Below are 16250 nucleotides of genomic sequence, written 5' to 3'. Positions count from 1 at the left end.
AAGCTACTCCTTATTAGCCGCTTGCCCGCGAGCGAGAAAGTTGCGAACCACCGAATGTTCGCTGTGGTTGCGCAGCTGGCTGGGTGGGCCAGTGTCGAGCATGGTTTTGGTTTCCGGGTCCAGAAACACGCTGTTACTGCCAATGGCAAAAATACTCGCCAGCTCGTGGGTCACCACCACAATGGTAGCACCGGTGGTTTCTTGTATCTGCACAATCAGTTCATCCAGCAGCTTGCTGCTCAAAGGGTCGAGCCCGGCGCTGGGTTCGTCAAAAAACAGCACTTCCGGGTCCAGGGCAATGGCCCGCGCCAACCCGGCACGTTTTTGCATGCCGCCGCTGATTTCCGACGGATAGTAATCCTGAAAACCGGCAAGGCCGACCAGGGCCAACTTGTAATGCACCAAATCGGCGATTTCTTTTTTGCCCAGATTGGTACTTTGTTGCAGTGGCAGGGCGATGTTTTCTGCCAGGGTCATGGCGCTGAACAAGCCACCGCTCTGAAAGGTAGTGCCCCAGCGGTGGCGAATGGCTTTTTGCTCGTCAGCAGTAGCATCAAAGTAGCTGACGCCGTTAAAACTGATGCTCCCTGATGCCGGTTGCAGCAAACCAATCAGGTGTTTTAACAGAGTGCTTTTGCCGCAGCCGCTGCCACCCATAATGATAAAAATGTCGCCGCGATTGATGCTAAAGGTCAGATCCTGTTGTATCACGTTGCTGCCATAGGCCATGGTCAGGTCGCGAACTTCAATATGCGCTTCGTTCATATATCCAGCTCGCTGAACAGGATGTTAAGCGCGGCGTCACTCACTACCAGATAGACAATGGCGGTCACCACCGCGCGGGTGGTGGCGTTACCTACTGCGGCAGAGCTGCGGCCGCAATGCATACCAGCACGACAGCCGGCAATGGCAATCAGCACCGCAAACACCACGGCTTTGATCAGGCCGGTGATGACCTGGGTGATATCCATAGCCTGGCGCGATTGCTCCACGTACTGGAGGAAGCTGATGTCCATACCCAGGCCGACAATGGCGCCACCGATGATGCCGAGGATATTTGCGTAAATCACCAGCAGCGGCATAATCAACACCAGCGCTAGCATGCGCGGCAACACCAAAAATTCCACCGGGGAAATGCCCAAGGTTTTGACCGCATCAATCTCGTCGTTCACCTGCATGGTGCCCAATTGCGCGGCGTAAGCGGCACCAGTGCGGCCAGCCATAATAATGGCGGTCATCAGCGCGCCCATTTCCCGCACCATGCCAATGGCCACCAAATCGGCCACATAGACCTCAGCACCCAGCAGTCGCAATTGCACCGCGCCCAGGTAGGCCAGAATCATCCCCACCAGTACGCTCAGCAAAGTAATAATGCCCAACGCCTTAGGGCCGGCCATGTACAAAAAATGGGTGAAATCCGCCAAGCGTATATTGGCTTGGCCCACCAGCAGTTTTCCGGTGGCTGCGGTGCATTCCCCCAAAAAGGCAAGCCAGTTGAGTACGGGGCCTACCAGACCTTTGATGGCTTGCAAGGGGTTGAATAAGGCCGCTTTTTCTGTAGTGGGCTCTCTGGCTGGAACGGTAGTGGCAAGTTGCAGTAACGATTGTGCTCCCTGAGGGAGTTGGCTGCTATCAAAATCGATATTGTGTTGGCTGCAGTAGTCGTGGCAGCGCAGTAATACAGCAGCCAGCCGCGAATCCCATTGGCAATTGTCTGCCACAGCCACTGACAGTTGCTGGGGCTGCTTGTCTGAAAGCGCTTTCTCAACGTCAGAGAAAGGAGCTGGTGATGAGTTTTCCAACAACCAGGCACCATTAAATGCCAGCGTAGCGGAATTTCCTTCACGTGTTATCTGAAAACTGGGGGCGTCCATTAGAGCCTAGTCCCGCCTTAGACGGTCACTGACCGCAATGGGGTTGGGGAAATTAAAGGTGACAATATAGCTGGAAATTAAAAAGGTTAAAATGGCTGCCGCCTGTATGGCGTGAGACGCCAGCGTGCCGATTAAGGAGGCGTTAAAGGCTACGTAAGCAATCAGCAGGGAAAATTCACTGATCTGACCGAGCCGAAAGCCCAAATCCCAGGCCAGTACCCGCTTTTCGTGCTGGTATTTCAGCAGAAAGCGGAAGGTCGCCGGCTTTAATGCCAGCATCACAATGCCCAGCACCAGTGCGGGAGCGAGTATATCCGCCAACAATCCCAGGTTAAAGCCCGCTCCCAAGGCCACAAAGAACAAGATAAGGAAGAAGTCCCTAAGCGGTTTCAGGCTGAGGGCGATATATTGGGAGATGGGGTTGGTAGCAATGGTGATACCAGCCAAAAAGGCGCCGATCTCTCGGGACAGGCCCACCACTTCCGCCAGCTCCGCCATGCCCAGGCACCAGCCCAGAGCCATTAAAAATACATATTCACTGACCCGGTCAAAGCGGGCGAACAGCTTTACCAAACCAAAGCGCACGGTAAGAATGGCAATGCCCACCAACACCGGCAAAGCCAACAGAGTTTTGCCAATCTTCAATGGGTCGATGGCTCCGCCGGAACCACTGAGTAGCACCAGTAATACAAAGATGGCAATAAAATCCTGCACCAGCAGCATGCCCACCATCATGTCGCCGATATGACGGTGATGAAGAATGGTCGTGGGTAATAGTTTGATGCCGATAATGGTGCTGGAAAACATCATCGCCAAACCGATGATGACACTCTCCATTTGGGTGAAGCCAAATGCCCAGCCAATGACATAACCGACAATGGCAAATACCCCGGAGCTGAGCAGGGTGATCATGGTGGCTTTGCGAAATACATTGAGCAGGGATTGCGGCTGCATATCCAGGCCCAACAGAAACAGCAGGAAGATAATACCGATATGGGAAATTTCGGTCAGTAGCTCAATGTCAGATACCCAGCCCATGCCGTAAGGGCCGATCACTGCGCCCAGGACGATATAAACCACCAGCAGCGGCTGCCGGCCGTACAGCGCCAGGGAGGCAATAACGGCGGCGCCAGTAAAAATCAGGAAAAACGACTGAAAAACCGTTTCGGTCATGGGTTGTCCGGGATTTTTGTTATGCCGCCACTATCCCTTGTTCGCCAGGGGGATGCAAGAAGTGCCCATTGCCTGTGGCTCTGAGTCATTTTCCGGGCTAGAATCGGCCCACAAATTACAACGATAGGAGGGTATCCATGTCTGAGCAGGAACAACAAGTAGAAACTGCCGCCAGTGACGACAATGGTAAAACCGATGCGATGGCAGCGTTGTTTGCAGTGCTGTTAGTAGTAACGGGAATGATCTACTGGGTGAGTCAACAATAAATTAGAAAATAAATCTCGTGGAGTGCCGTGCAGTAAAAAGATTAGGGCAGTACCAGCTTTACGATGGCGATTAGCCCAAAAACAAATAGCACGGTAAAAATAACCCCGCACAATAAGAACGTTTTAAAGCTGCCTTTTTTAAAATCCCGCTCGCGGTTTTTGTCACTTTGAACACCAATGCCTGCCGCCAAGGTGCTGCCAATCAGCTCCTTGACGGTGGGTTTGTCTTTATCTTTCGCTTCGTTATTCATGTGTTTTGCTCCTGGGACAGATTTAAATCTGCACCCTAGGGGTCGTAACCCAGCACCGGTGTCAGCCAGCGTTCCAGTTCCCGCAATTCCATACCTTTACGCTGCGCCAAACTTTCCACCTGATCCCGTTGTATTTTGCCGGTGTTGAAATAGCGCGACTCCGGGTGGGAGAAATACCAGCCGCTCACCGCCGCAGCGGGGAACATGGCGTAGCTGTCGGTTAACGATAAACCAATGCTCTGTTCCACATCCAGCAGTTTAAACAGAATGGCTTTTTCCGTGTGGTCCGGGCAGGCGGGGTAGCCGGGGGCCGGGCGTATGCCGGTGTACTTTTCTTTGATCAATGCCTCGTTGTCCAGAGTTTCATCAGGCACATAACCCCAGAACTCCGTACGAACGCGTTTGTGCATATGCTCCGCAAAGGATTCTGCTAATCGGTCTGCCAGCGCCTTAATCATAATGGCATTGTAGTCGTCGCCGTTGGCTTCGTATTGCTGGGCCAATTCTTCCGCGCCAATGCCAGCGGTGACCGCAAAGCCGCCAATATAGTCTTCTGCATTGCTGCCTTTGGGGGCAATGTAATCCGCCAAACTGTGGTGTTTAATGGTGGCGCCGGGCTTGGCGTTTTGCTGGCGGATATGGTGCAACTGCGCCAACTCGGTAGAACGCTCTGAGTTCTCATACACGGCAATATCATCGCCATTTACCCGGTTGGCTGGCCACAGGCCGATCACCGCTTTGGCGGTGAGCAGCTTTTTCTCGACAATGTCTTTCAACATAGCTTGAGCGTCGTTGTACAGGCTGGTGGCAGCTTCGCCCACTACCTCATCCTCGAGAATGCGCGGGAATTTGCCCGCCAGATCCCAGGAAATAAAAAACGGCGTCCAGTCGATGGTGTCGATCAGTTCTTCAAGTGGGTAATCGTCAAACACTTTGGTGCCGGTAAAGGTAGGCACCGGCGGCTGGTAGTTGTCCCAGTCCCACTGGAAGCCCGCTTCAATGGCTTTGGGGTAGGGCAGTACGGTGCCTCGCGGTTTGCGGTTTGCGGTGCGCACTCGCACTTTTTCGTATTCGTCGGTCAGCTCTGCGTAGAACGGCTTGCGCAGCTCATCGCTCATCAGAGTGGTGGCAACCCCCACGGCGCGAGAGGCATCCGCCACATACACCGCTTGGTTGAGATTGAACTTGGGGTCAATTTTTACCGCAGTGTGAGCCTTGGAGGTGGTGGCGCCGCCAATTAACAATGGCAGGTTCATTTCCAGCCGCTCCATTTCGCTGGCCACGTGCACCATTTCGTCCAGCGACGGGGTGATCAAACCGGAGAGGCCAATAATATCGGCGTTTTCTTTTTGTGCGGTGTCTAGGATTTTTTCCGCGGGCACCATCACCCCCAGGTCCACAACCTCGAAGTTGTTGCACTGCAACACCACGCCGACAATGTTTTTGCCGATATCGTGCACGTCGCCCTTAACGGTAGCCATAATCACTTTGCCGTTGGATTTGGCAGCGCCATCTTTTTCGGCCTCAATATACGGCTGCAAGTAAGCCACCGACTGCTTCATCACCCGGGCGGATTTCACCACTTGTGGCAAAAACATTTTGCCGGAGCCAAACAGGTCGCCCACCACGTTCATGCCGTCCATCAACGGGCCTTCAATCACATCCAGCGGGCGGCTGGTGTTTTGGCGGGCGGCTTCGGTGTCTTCTTCAATATAGGCGTTAATACCTTTGACCAGGGCGTGTTCCAGGCGTTTTTCCACCGGCCATTCTCGCCATTCCAGGTCTTCCTTTTTCTCGCCGGTGCTGCCATCGCCACGGTATTTTTCGGCAATATCCAGCAGCGCTTCGGTATTGGCTTGGTTGTTGGCAGCGGGGCGGTTAAGGATCACGTCTTCGACTTTTTCACGCAGTTCTTCCGGCAAGTCGTCATACACCGCCAGCTGGCCAGCGTTGACGATGCCCATATTCATGCCCGCCTGAATGGCGTGGTACAGGAATACCGAGTGAATAGCCTCGCGTACTGGGTTATTGCCCCGGAAAGAGAACGATACATTGGATACGCCGCCGGAAATCATCGCCCCCGGCAGGTTCTGTTTGATCCAGCGTGTGCCTTCAATAAAGTCCACCGCGTAGTTGTTGTGCTCCTCAATACCGGTGGCCACGGCAAAAATATTGGGATCGAAAATAATATCGTTGGGGTTAAAGCCGACTGTATTTACCAGCAAGTCGTAGCTGCGGGAACAGATTTCAATGCGGCGCTCCAGATTGTCCGCCTGGCCCTCGGTGTCGAACGCCATTACTACTACAGCAGCACCGTAGCGTTTGCACAGTTGAGCTTTTTCCAGAAATTCCTGTTCACCTTCTTTGAGGCTGATGGAATTCACAATGGGCTTGCCCTGAATGCACTTCAGACCCGCTTCAATAACGTCCCATTTGGAGGAATCCACCATAATGGGAATGCGGGAAATATCCGGTTCCGATGCCACCAGGTTGAGAAAAGTGACCATGGCCTTGTGGGCATCGAGCATGCCCTCGTCCATGTTGATATCGATCACCTGGGCGCCGTCTTCCACCTGAGCGCGGGCTACGTCCAGAGCGGTATCGTAATCCTCCTCCAGAATCAGCCGCTTAAAGCGGGCGGAGCCGGTGACGTTGCAGCGCTCGCCCACATTTACAAACAGGGAGTCGGCGGTGATGTTAAAAGGCTCCAGCCCAGACAGGCGGCAGGCGGGTTCCAATTCGGGCACTTTGCGGGGTGCGCACTTGGCCGCTCGCTCGGCAAGGGCGCGAATGTGCTCTGGCGAAGTACCGCAGCAGCCACCGATAATATTGAGCATTCCGCTTTCGAGAAACTCGCCGACAATGTCCGCCATTTCATCGTCGGTCTGGTCGTATTCACCGAACTCGTTGGGCAGTCCGGCGTTGGGGTGGGCGCTGACCAGGGTATCAGCCACCCGTGACATTTCTTCCACGTAAGGGCGTAGTTCTTCCGCCCCCAACGCACAGTTCAAGCCAATGGAAAACGGCTTGGCGTGGGCCAGGGAATTCCAAAAAGCCTCAGTGGTTTGTCCGGACAGGGTGCGGCCACTGGCGTCGGTGATGGTCCCAGAAATCATAATAGGCAGTTCAAAGCCCTGTTGTTCAAACACCTCCTGCACCGCATACACGGCGGCCTTGGCATTGAGGGTATCGAACACGGTTTCAATCAAAATCAGATCGGCGCCGCCTTCGATAAGCGCGGCCGTGGCCTCGATATAGTTTTCTACTAACTGATCAAAGCTGGTATTTCTCGCTGCCGGGTCATTTACGTCTGGCGAAATAGACGCGGTGCGACTAGTGGGGCCAAGCACACCGGCCACAAAACGCGGCTTGTGGGGCTCTTTTGTGGTCCAGGCGTCTGCGGCTTCGCGGGCCAGGCGGGCGCCTTCACGGTTGAGCTCCCCAGTCAGCTCCTCCATGCCGTAGTCCGCTTGGGAAATGCGGTTTGAGTTAAAGGTATTGGTTTCCAGAATGTCGCTGCCCGCTGCCAGGTAGGCATCGTGGATATCGCGGATAATATCCGGCTGGGTAAGGGTCAGAAGGTCGTTATTGCCCCCCAGGTCCTGCCCCCAATCCGCAAAGCGTTCGCCCCGGTAATCAGCTTCCTGCAGTTTGTGCTGCTGGATCATGGTGCCCATGGCGCCGTCAAGAATCAGAATGCGTTCGGCGGCGGCGTTGTGAAGGGCTTGAATGCGGGTGTTGCGATCAGTCACAGGGGTATCCAATTGTGGTGTCAGAAAATCCTCAATTCTAACAATTTTGCGTTTCCGGGGCCTTCTTTATTCCGTGTTTTTGCTTGAAAGTTCTGCGGCTTCAGCTTGAGTGGTACTCAATAATTGCGCCGATGTGCCTTTACAGGAATTTCACGGCCTGCCGGGTTTAATCCTGTTTTTATCGACGGGAGAGCAAATATGCGGAATTCATTGACCAGGCAGAGAAGTCGCTCCCTGAGCTGGATTGCGTCAACCGTGTTTTTGGTGGGTTGTGCCAGTCACCCGGAGCCATTGCCTCAGGCCAGCTACGTTGACCTTGAGCGGTTTATGGGTAGCTGGTACGTAGTGGGCTACACCCCCACGTTTATGGATAAAAACGCCCACAATGGGGTTGAGCACTATTACCTTGATGACAGCGGCAAAATTCTCACCACCTACCAGTTTCGCAAGGGCGGCTTTGACGGCAAGTTGAAAACTCTGAAGCCTACCGGTTTTGTGTACGACAAAGACACCAATGCAGAATGGCGTATGCAGTTTTTCTGGCCGATAAAGGCGGATTACGTGGTGATGTATTTGTCCGAGGACTACCAGCAAACCATTATCGCCCACCCCAATCGCCGCTATGCCTGGATTATGCAGCGCACTCCGGATATGGATGACAGTACCTATCAGGCAATGCTAAGTAAGTTGGAAAATGCAGGTTACGACAAAGCCATTATCCAGCGGCAGCCGCAGAACTGGGATAATGAGCAACAGCGCTTGACCAAGATTTTGGAAGTAGGTGATAACGAGCCTTTGGCTCCGCGCTAATTGGTTTATTGTATGCAGCCGGTTGTTCCGTAAACCGGCTGCGGGTAGAATACATGACTAAATTACTCGGATTTATGGCAGCACAGAAGTATGAGCGCGGAACAGCTGAATATCACCATTACAGATTCTGCCCAGGAGTACCTGGCAGGACTTTTGTCAAAGCAGGATTGCGAAGGCATTGCCATTCGCATGTTTGTCTCTGATCCCGGTACCCCGAAGGCAGAAACCTGCATAGCCTACTGTCGCCCCGGTGAAGAGAAAGAGGGCGATACCAAAATGGCGCTCAACGGCTTTGATGCCTGGTTTGAAGAGCGCAGCATTCCGTTTTTGGACGAAGCCAAGGTCGACTACTCGGCGGACAAAATGGGTGGCCAGCTGACCATTCGCGCACCCAATTCGCGGATGCCAAAAGTTTCTGACGACAGCCCCATCGAAGACAAAATCAACTACCTGCTGTACAGCGAAGTGAATCCCGGCTTGGCCTCTCATGGTGGCAATGTGTCACTGGAAACCATGGACGGCAACATCGCCGTTTTGCGTTTTGGCGGTGGTTGTCAGGGTTGCAGTGCTGTGGATATGACCCTTAAAGATGGCGTGGAGAAGACCCTGATGGATCAGATTCCAGAGCTGGAAGGGGTGCGGGACATTACCGATCACAGCGACAAATCGTCGGCTTATTACCAGTAAATATATGCAGGCATAAAAAAGGGGCTTTCGCCCCTTTTTTATGCCCGTTGTTTTAATGCGTCTTTGATCTTGTCCCGCATTTCCAACATGGTTTTTTCGGTGGTTTCCCAGTTGATGCATTTGTCGGTAATCGACACGCCATAAGCCATATCTGGCCCGGCTTTTTGGTTGCCTTCGTGAAGGTGGCTTTCCACCATAATGCCGATAATAGACTGGTTGCCCTCGGCGATCTGGTTGGCCACATTCTCGATCACCAGCGGCTGCAATTCGTGGTTTTTGTTGGAGTTGGCGTGGCTGCAATCCACCATAATATTGGGGGTGATGCCTGCCTTTTGCAGCTCTCGCTCGCACATGGACACGCTCACGTAATCGTAGTTGGGCTTGCCGTTACCGCCGCGCAGCACGACGTGACCGTAAGGGTTACCCGCGGTTTCGGTGATCGCCACCTGTCCCTGGCTGTTGATACCCAGGAAGCGATGAGATTTGGATGAAGACTGGATGGCGTGAATGGCGATCTCTAAGCCACCATCAGTGCCGTTCTTGAAGCCCACTGCGGAAGACAGACCACTGGCCATTTCCCGGTGGGTTTGCGATTCGGTGGTGCGGGCACCAATGGCCGACCAGCTAATCAAATCCTGCAAGTATTGCGGTGAAATGGGGTCCAGTGCCTCGGTGGAGGTGGGCAGGCCCAGTTCGGAAATATCCATCAGCAACTTGCGGCCAATGCGCAGGCCGTCCTGGATTTTGAAGGAATCGTCCAGGTAGGGGTCGTTAATCAGGCCTTTCCAGCCTACGGTGGTGCGGGGCTTTTCAAAGTAAACCCGCATAACCAGCAACAGGGTATCGTCGACCTTTTCCGCCAGCGCTTTCAGGCGGTGGGCGTACTCCATGGCGGCATCAACGTCGTGAATCGAGCAGGGGCCCAGTACCACCATGACGCGATGATCTTTGCGATCCAGAATGTTCTGGATCGCCTCGCGGCCAGCGGCAACTACCTCTGCGGCCTTGTCGCTTACGGGCAGCTCTTGCTTTAGCTCGTGGGGAGTAATCAGCGTCTCCTGTGAGGAGATACGCAGGTTGTGTAGGGCTTGTTGCGTCATGGCGAAACTCTAAATCGGTTGTAGCTATAAATTGGCTGTAACTGATGATTTACAGACTGTCAAAGGGTGGTGATTCTACGGGGCATTGACTTTATTTGAAATAGATAATTTTTATGCGGTTAATCGAGCTTTGGATGAGGCATAAGCTGTGTGTCTCAGAAAGTGACCCGCAGCTTATGTCTTAAAGTTTGTTGGTCAGTTCTAAAGCTCAATAAAATGCGGGATACAAGGGAAGTACAGGGCAAGGCGGGTGGGCTTGTTCTCCAGCTGCTTGAGCAGACTTTGGTAGTGCTTTAGCTGGGGCGTGTAAAGTGCCCGCTGCTGTTGTAGAAAATCTTCTAATGCCTGCCCGCTATCGGGCTTACTGCTTTTGTAATCAATAATCCAACGTTCGCCATCGGCAATAAAGGTGCGGTCAATCACTGCCAAACGTTGCTGGCCTTTATGGGTTTGGTAGCTTAACGGCCATTCACACTGGCTTTCAGCATGGTTGTTATCCAGCAACCATTGCCCTTTGATGTCAGTCAACGTGGCAGCCATCGCTTTCTCAAGACTATTCACCGCTGCGTTTAGATCGTCGTTGCAAGCTCCCAATTGTTGCAGCTGACTGCGCCAGAAAGGCTGCTGTGACTGGATACGCTGTTGATCCCATTGGTTGATGCCTTCGCTGACCACTTGCTGCAAGGTGCGGTGCAATACTGTGCCGGTGTGGCGAGCGCTGTCGTTATTGTTGCTGGTGTTGTCTTGCGCTGCTTTATAGCCACTGGCTCGACCGCGATAGGGGGCCAACAGCGGGTCGCCTGCCAAATCCGGCGGCTGCCAACTGGGGGGCAGGCGGCCGTAGTGGGTCAAGCTGGCGACTTGCTCACTTTGATCCGATTTTTGGGTTTCGTAGTGCAGTTGGCAATGCTCTGTGGCATTGAGCAGTTGTGGTTCAAACTGCTGCCATAACGGTGCTAACAGGCTGTTGGCATTGGGTGGTTTAAAGTCGTCTTTGTTGCCACTGTTGATATGGAACAACAGATGCAAACGCTGTATGGCACGGGTAGCACCCACATAAATAACCCGGGTATTTTCCAGCCGGGTTTTCAGCTTGGCTTCGTTCTTAAGGTGCTCAAACAGGGAGTCCTGACCGTCTCCACTGGCTTGTAGGGGGCCTAACAGCAATTGCGGATGGCCTGCCTGGTCGATGCGTTCCCGCCAAAGCAGTATTTCGGAATCGTTGCTGGCGGTGGCGCGATCCAGGCCCGGAATAATCACAGTGTCGAACTCCAGCCCCTTGGATTTATGGATGGTCATTAATTGCAGGTTTTCATCGCTGCCGCTGGGCGGTGTTGCATACAAGGCTTTTAGGGCGCGGTTAAATACTTCCCAGTCGTCTATGTGGCCACTGCCACTGTGTTGTTCCAGTAAATCCAGGTAGCGGCGCACATGTCGAATATCATTGGCGTCCAGTAGGGCGGATGGCCCGCCCAGTGCCAGCCACAGGCCTTCAATCCAGGTGCGTATGGGTTTACGCCCCCGTTGCTGTAAGCCATCCAGCAGCAGCGGTACCACACGCCTCAAAATGGCGCGCCCATCAGCGGTTAAGTTGGGTAGTTGCTCGAAATGCCTCAGCTGCTCAAGCAGTAACGGGTAATGTTCATCCGGTGCTTTCGGATTCTGTTCAAGTGGGGTGTTCGCCAAACTGTGAATGTCTGCCAAACTCAAACCGCACCAAGGCGCGCGGAGAATGGCCAGCCAGGCAATTCGGTCTGCGGGTGATAGCAGAGCACGGGTCAGGCTGTGTAGGTCGATCACCGCCATGCGGGTGGCCAGGGGTTCGATATCGATGGCCTGCCAACTCAAGCCGGCTTGGTAGAGAGCGGGCAGAATTTCCTGCAAATGATTGCGGTTACGTACCAACACTGCGATGGAGCCAGATGGGTTGCTGGCTTTGGCCAGCTGGATTTTTTCCACCACCAATTCCGCTTCTAATTGACGGTTGTCGCTGTCCACAATTCCGTCGAGGGTGACGGCCTGGCCAGCCAACTCCGAATTAAATGCCTGTGCCTGGTTGTAGCGCACGGCGCCGCGGGTGATGTTGTCCTGTTGTGGAAACGCCTGCTGGAAGTGGTCGTTGGTCCAGGCAACCAGCTTGCTCTGGGAACGAAAGTTAACGGTCAGATCCAGTGGTTGCAGCTGCAGCTGGCCAATGGGGTGGCGCCGCGCTTCCAGAAAAAGCCCCACATTGGCGCTGCGAAATCCGTACAGAGATTGCATGCCATCGCCCACAATAAACAGGGTGCGGCCATCGTCCGGTTGCCAGCCAGCGGTAAGTCGGCGCAATAATTGAAACTGGCTGCTGGAAGTATCCTGAAACTCGTCCACCAGAATATGGCGAATGCGGTAGTCCAGGCGCAGAGCAGTGTCTGTGGGTTGATCCTCGTCACCCAGTGCGCGCAATGCTGCCAGTGTGACTTCGGTAAAATCGCACTGGCCGTGGTGCAAAAACACCAGGCTCAGTTGCGCACTCAATTGGGGGAGTATGTCGGTCAGTGCTTGAAGTACCTGCCACTGTTGTTGTGGGTATTGTGGGTAGGGCAGGGAGCGAATATCCAACAGCAATTCTTGCAGTCCGTCTACGGATTTGAGCTCCGCAATCAATGACAGCAACTGTTCTTTGCGTTCTTTCGGTTCGCCTTTGCCCGCTGGGAATCCGCTGCGCACATCTACAGACTTACGCCAGTCGCCACTGTTAATCAGCAACAGCCCGGTGATCACTTGCCAGATATAACCGCTGTGGGCGTCCGCCTCCGGCAACTCCTGAATACCTTGAAGTTGGCATAAAGGGTGATCTGGGTGGCTGTTGCTCAGGTTGTTGGCAGCGTAGTCCAGCAGCAGGGAAAGGTCGCTGGCAAAAGGCTGTAGCTTTTCCTGAGTGTTGACCAGGGTTTCAGTAATGGTTTGCTGCAGTTGCTGTTCCAGATAACGGCGAGCTTCGTCACTGCGGGCGGCAAGGATATGGCTGAGCCATTGCTCCCGCTTTGCCAGCAGGCTGGTTAATAGCGCTTCCAGGCGGGCCCAGTTATTGTCCAAATGCTTGAGCAGGCTGGCCAGGGCGTTGCCAGTGTGGTTGTCTGGCGACTGGTTGCCGAGCGTGGCAAACAGCGCTGTTACGGCTTCCCGGTACAGTGGCTGTGGGTCTTCCGCTGGCTGAGGCAGCTCTCCCAAGCCATTTTCCAGCACCAGTTGCCGGGCGAGATTACGACACAAGCCATCAATGGTAAGGATGCGTAACCGCCCTGGCACAGAGAGTAGTTGCCAACCCAATTCTCGGTCCCGTTCCAACACTTTGCGGGCGAGCTCCCAAGTTTGTCGCTGATAGTAGGCACTGGGTGCTTCCTCAGACTCAGCCTGCTGCAGCGCGTCGACAATGCGGTGGCGCATTTCTGCCGCTGCCTTGCGGGTAAAGGTGATTGCCAATACCTCTTCCGGGTGTTGGCAGGTGGCTAACAAGGTCAGTACCCGCTGGGTCAACAAACCGGTTTTGCCAGACCCCGCTGGGGCGGATACCGCAAATGAGCCTTCTGGGTTCAAGGCTTGCTGGCGTTGCTGGAAATCGCTGGGCTGGCTCATGGGGTTTGCTCCCCGTGTTGCCGTGCCACGGCCCGGGCCATTTGCGCCTGCTCCGGCCAGCGATTCAGGGGCAGCAATTCGCTTTGGTAATAAAAGGGCTGGGGGTGGTAAGGAGTAATGTCGGCCTCACCATTGCCATAGCTGGTTGCCAGTGTGGTCAGGTTCTCTCGCCATTGTTGTAATAACTCGTTCCAGTCCGCTGGCACGGCGTAACGGCTCGACACCTTGTATCCGGCGACCAACGCTTGGTCTTCTGCCAGCCCGACCATGTTTTGTTTGTCGGCATTGATAATCGCAAAGCTGATAGCGGCAGGAGCTTGGGTTTGCAGTAGAGCGTAGAGTGGCAGCTGTGGTTCGTTGGGGCGCTCTCCCAACCAGCCGGCTATGGTGCTGTTGCCGGTCTTGTAGTCGATCAATATAGTCTCGCCACCATCACTGGTGTCGATACGATCGATACGCAGCTTCAAGGGTAGCCCGACAAACTCTGCCTCAACGGTGGCTTCTCTGGCAGATACCACAAAAGGCTGGCGCTGCTTTTCTGTTGTCAGCCAGCGCAATACCAGCGTATTCAGACGTTCTTGCTCTAGTTGGAAATAACGCTGGGGTAATTCCGGTTTGCGATGTTGCCAGCGGCGCAGCAGTGAACTGCTGATGGTGTCGACCTGCTGGTTTAGCTGTTCTTCATCTGCGTTATTGAGGGTTTGCCAATCACTCAGCTCTGCCCACAATTTGTCTAGCACATCGTGGAGGATAATGCCTCGTTCCAACGGTGATAGCCCGGATACAGGCTCTATGGGTTGCTGTGCCCCCAACCGCCAGCGGGCAAAGGCGTTAAAGGGGCAGATAGCCTGATCCTTTAACAAGGCACTGCCACCTCGTACCGGTTCTTGCTCTGGATCGATTGCGGGGCCGTTTTCTTGTGCCACCAGTTCCAATGCTCCAGGTATTGGGGCTAGTTGAGGGTAAGCCATCTCCACACTGGGTATATGGGCGACCAAACCACTGGGTGACAGGGCGGTATCGCCATCAAAGCGGCTGTAACTGAATACCGCGTCGCCGGCACGGCTTTGGTAAGTGTCCAGCAGCTTTTGCGCCAGCTGTAATTCCAACTCTGCGCTGGATCGGGGGGTGCGTTGTTGCTGTTGCAGCTTTACCGGTAGTAGTGGGTTAGGCTCCGGCGGCGGTGGCCACTGGCGGTCGTCCGTAGCCATTATCCACAGGTGATCGAAACGTAGCCCAGCACCTTCCAACAGTCCGAGAATTTGTAAGGGAGAGTCTTCGGTTTCCGCCTGGAAAGGCGTGGTTTGGGCTAACTGCTGTAGGTGCCCCAATGCTTGGTTGATATCGATTGTGGGGGACACCAACTGCAACCCGTCAAATTGTTCCAGTAACTGCTTCCAGTGCTCCAATTGTTGGAACTCCACACTATCGATCTCTCGGTTACCGGGCCAACCCAGTGCTTCCAGTTGCGACTGAAATAAGTGGCTCCAGTATCGGTGGTTAGCTTTCGTTTTGGCTTTCCGGCGCAGATTTTCAAATTCGATGGTGCATTGAGCCAGCTCTCCTGGCCATACTTCCTGGGCCCGCTGGCAGTGTTCACGGAAGTTGCTGCCGCTGATGGTTTCTGCTGCCTGTTTGCGAAGGCGAGTTTCAATCAAGGCGCGCAGCGGTAGTTCATTCTGCCAATCGCTCCAAAAGGGAGAGTTGAGTACTTGGCAGTAGCTTTGCAACGACTGATTGGGCTGGTTTATTGCCAGTAGCTGCAGAGCACTGGCAATGGCCGGCACGGTGGCCAGCGGAGTGGCCGTGGAGATATTAAACGGAGCGGTGTAGCGCGGTGTATTTGGGTGGCTATAGTTGCCTTCAAACTGCTCGCGAAACACCCGCTCAACCTGCTGGCGTCGGCTGGGCAGGTCGGGAATGATAATGCCCACCCGGCAGTTGGTGTCGCTTTCCAGTTTTTGCCGGGCCCAGTAAGCGGCCTGCTGTAATTCCTGGTTTGGGTCGTCTAGGGCCACCAAAGCCTGGTTTTTAGGTTGGGATTCAGGCCAGCCAAAATCGATCAGCTCATGGCAGGCAGCGGATAACAATTCCCGATGCAATGGCGACAAGGTTTGAAAGTCCACCAACAACAGGCGTTCTACTGGCTTGACCACACCCTCTTGAAAAGCGGATAACAGTAGGCGCAAACACTGGCTGGCAGTGATGCCATTGAGCTGCTTTACCCGTTGCCAAAACGATTGGCGCCAGCCGCTCAGCAACTCCAGTCCCGGCTCTGGGTATTGATTGAGCGTGGCTTTGGGTGTGTTCCACAACTCCAGTGTACGATGGGCATCGGCTGCTGTGTTCGCTAAACCCGTGGCGTTTAGCAATGGCGGTTTGTTGGGATCGCTGTCGATCACCTGTTCCCACAGCAGTTTTTCCTGGGCGGGGGTTAAAACAACGCTATCTGAACCGGGAAAGGCACTGGCTACCAGCTGTTGCCACTGTTCGTCTACCCAATGCTCCAGGGCGGATACCCGTGCCTGGGGCCAGACAGTCGCACCTTCGCTGATTAGATGTTGTCCCCAGGCCTGCAGCATTTTGCTGGTCAGGCGATTGTTGGGGGTGAGAATCTGAGTGCCCGATTTTATCTCTGACAGCAGCGGTTCAATATCGAAAAGGGGATTCAGCATGGACGTTTTGGCCGGCGATTGTTTTAGTGCTAACAGGCTTTGAG

10 protein-coding genes are annotated in these 16250 nt (G+C 54.2%); 2 read left to right on the top strand and 8 right to left on the bottom strand.

Annotated features, from left to right (window positions below; all coding sequences use genetic code 11):
* Positions 1 to 3: 3 nt before the first annotated feature.
* The 5 genes from KFE80_04490 to metH form a co-directional block, all read right to left on the bottom strand.
* The gene (locus KFE80_04490) at positions 4 to 765 is read right to left on the bottom strand and encodes an ATP-binding cassette domain-containing protein (GenBank protein ID UTW46161.1); all 762 of its coding nucleotides are present in this window, start codon (positions 763 to 765) and stop codon (positions 4 to 6) included.
* The gene (locus tag KFE80_04485; protein ID UTW46160.1) at positions 762 to 1874 is read right to left on the bottom strand and encodes an ABC transporter permease; all 1113 of its coding nucleotides are present in this window, start codon (positions 1872 to 1874) and stop codon (positions 762 to 764) included. The genes KFE80_04490 and KFE80_04485 overlap by 4 nt, the downstream gene beginning before the upstream one ends.
* Positions 1875 to 1880: 6 nt before the next feature.
* Entirely contained in the window at positions 1881 to 3047 is a 1167-nt protein-coding gene (locus KFE80_04480) for a cation:proton antiporter (GenBank protein ID UTW46159.1), read from the bottom strand.
* 307 nt (positions 3048 to 3354) lie between these two features.
* Complete coding sequence (locus tag KFE80_04475) at positions 3355 to 3564, bottom strand: DUF2970 domain-containing protein (protein UTW46158.1); 210 nt, start codon at positions 3562 to 3564, stop codon at positions 3355 to 3357.
* A gap of 35 nt (positions 3565 to 3599) precedes the next feature.
* Positions 3600 to 7316 (bottom strand): methionine synthase, encoded by a 3717-nt coding sequence (gene metH / locus KFE80_04470; GenBank protein ID UTW46157.1) that lies wholly within the window; start codon positions 7314 to 7316, stop codon positions 3600 to 3602.
* A 198-nt stretch (positions 7317 to 7514) separates the two neighbouring features.
* Here metH and KFE80_04465 point away from each other — a divergent pair, with 198 nt between their 5' ends.
* A complete protein-coding gene (locus KFE80_04465) occupies positions 7515 to 8126 on the top strand; it encodes a lipocalin family protein (GenBank protein ID UTW46156.1) in 612 nt (203 codons plus the stop codon).
* Positions 8127 to 8216: 90 nt separating this feature from the next.
* Complete coding sequence (nfuA, locus tag KFE80_04460; protein ID UTW46155.1) at positions 8217 to 8813, top strand: Fe-S biogenesis protein NfuA; 597 nt, start codon at positions 8217 to 8219, stop codon at positions 8811 to 8813.
* A 38-nt stretch (positions 8814 to 8851) separates the two neighbouring features.
* Here the strand turns inward: nfuA and KFE80_04455 are convergent, their stop codons facing one another.
* The 3 genes from KFE80_04455 to KFE80_04445 all read right to left on the bottom strand — a co-directional run bounded on the left by KFE80_04455 (position 8852) and on the right by KFE80_04445 (position 16206).
* Positions 8852 to 9913 (bottom strand): 3-deoxy-7-phosphoheptulonate synthase, encoded by a 1062-nt coding sequence (locus tag KFE80_04455; protein UTW46154.1) that lies wholly within the window; start codon positions 9911 to 9913, stop codon positions 8852 to 8854.
* 201 nt (positions 9914 to 10114) lie between these two features.
* Positions 10115 to 13531, bottom strand: coding sequence for a UvrD-helicase domain-containing protein (locus KFE80_04450; protein ID UTW46153.1), 3417 nt, complete (start codon positions 13529 to 13531; stop codon positions 10115 to 10117).
* Positions 13528 to 16206, bottom strand: coding sequence for a PD-(D/E)XK nuclease family protein (locus KFE80_04445; GenBank protein UTW46152.1), 2679 nt, complete (start codon positions 16204 to 16206; stop codon positions 13528 to 13530). The genes KFE80_04450 and KFE80_04445 overlap by 4 nt, the downstream gene beginning before the upstream one ends.
* Positions 16207 to 16250: the final 44 nt, after the last annotated feature.

This window comes from bacterium SCSIO 12696 (assembly GCA_024397955.1).
In the GTDB taxonomy this organism is placed as follows: Bacteria; Pseudomonadota; Gammaproteobacteria; order Pseudomonadales; family Porticoccaceae; genus SCSIO-12696.
The sequence above is the reverse complement of the archived record's forward strand: the minus strand, read 5'-3'. Positions and strand labels throughout refer to the sequence as shown.

Bases quoted from the DNA above. Each gene is read 5' to 3' on its own strand.
- KFE80_04490 (UTW46161.1), bottom strand. From the start codon at position 765: ATGAACGAAGCGCATATTGAAGTTCGCGACCTGACCATGGCCTATGGC.
- KFE80_04485 (UTW46160.1), bottom strand. From the start codon at position 1,874: ATGGACGCCCCCAGTTTTCAGATAACACGTGAAGGAAATTCCGCTACG.
- KFE80_04480 (UTW46159.1), bottom strand. From the start codon at position 3,047: ATGACCGAAACGGTTTTTCAGTCGTTTTTCCTGATTTTTACTGGCGCC.
- KFE80_04475 (UTW46158.1), bottom strand. From the start codon at position 3,564: ATGAATAACGAAGCGAAAGATAAAGACAAACCCACCGTCAAGGAGCTG.
- KFE80_04465 (UTW46156.1), top strand. From the start codon at position 7,515: ATGCGGAATTCATTGACCAGGCAGAGAAGTCGCTCCCTGAGCTGGATT.
- nfuA (UTW46155.1), top strand. From the start codon at position 8,217: ATGAGCGCGGAACAGCTGAATATCACCATTACAGATTCTGCCCAGGAG.
- KFE80_04455 (UTW46154.1), bottom strand. From the start codon at position 9,913: ATGACGCAACAAGCCCTACACAACCTGCGTATCTCCTCACAGGAGACG.
- KFE80_04450 (UTW46153.1), bottom strand. From the start codon at position 13,531: ATGAGCCAGCCCAGCGATTTCCAGCAACGCCAGCAAGCCTTGAACCCA.
- KFE80_04445 (UTW46152.1), bottom strand. From the start codon at position 16,206: ATGCTGAATCCCCTTTTCGATATTGAACCGCTGCTGTCAGAGATAAAA.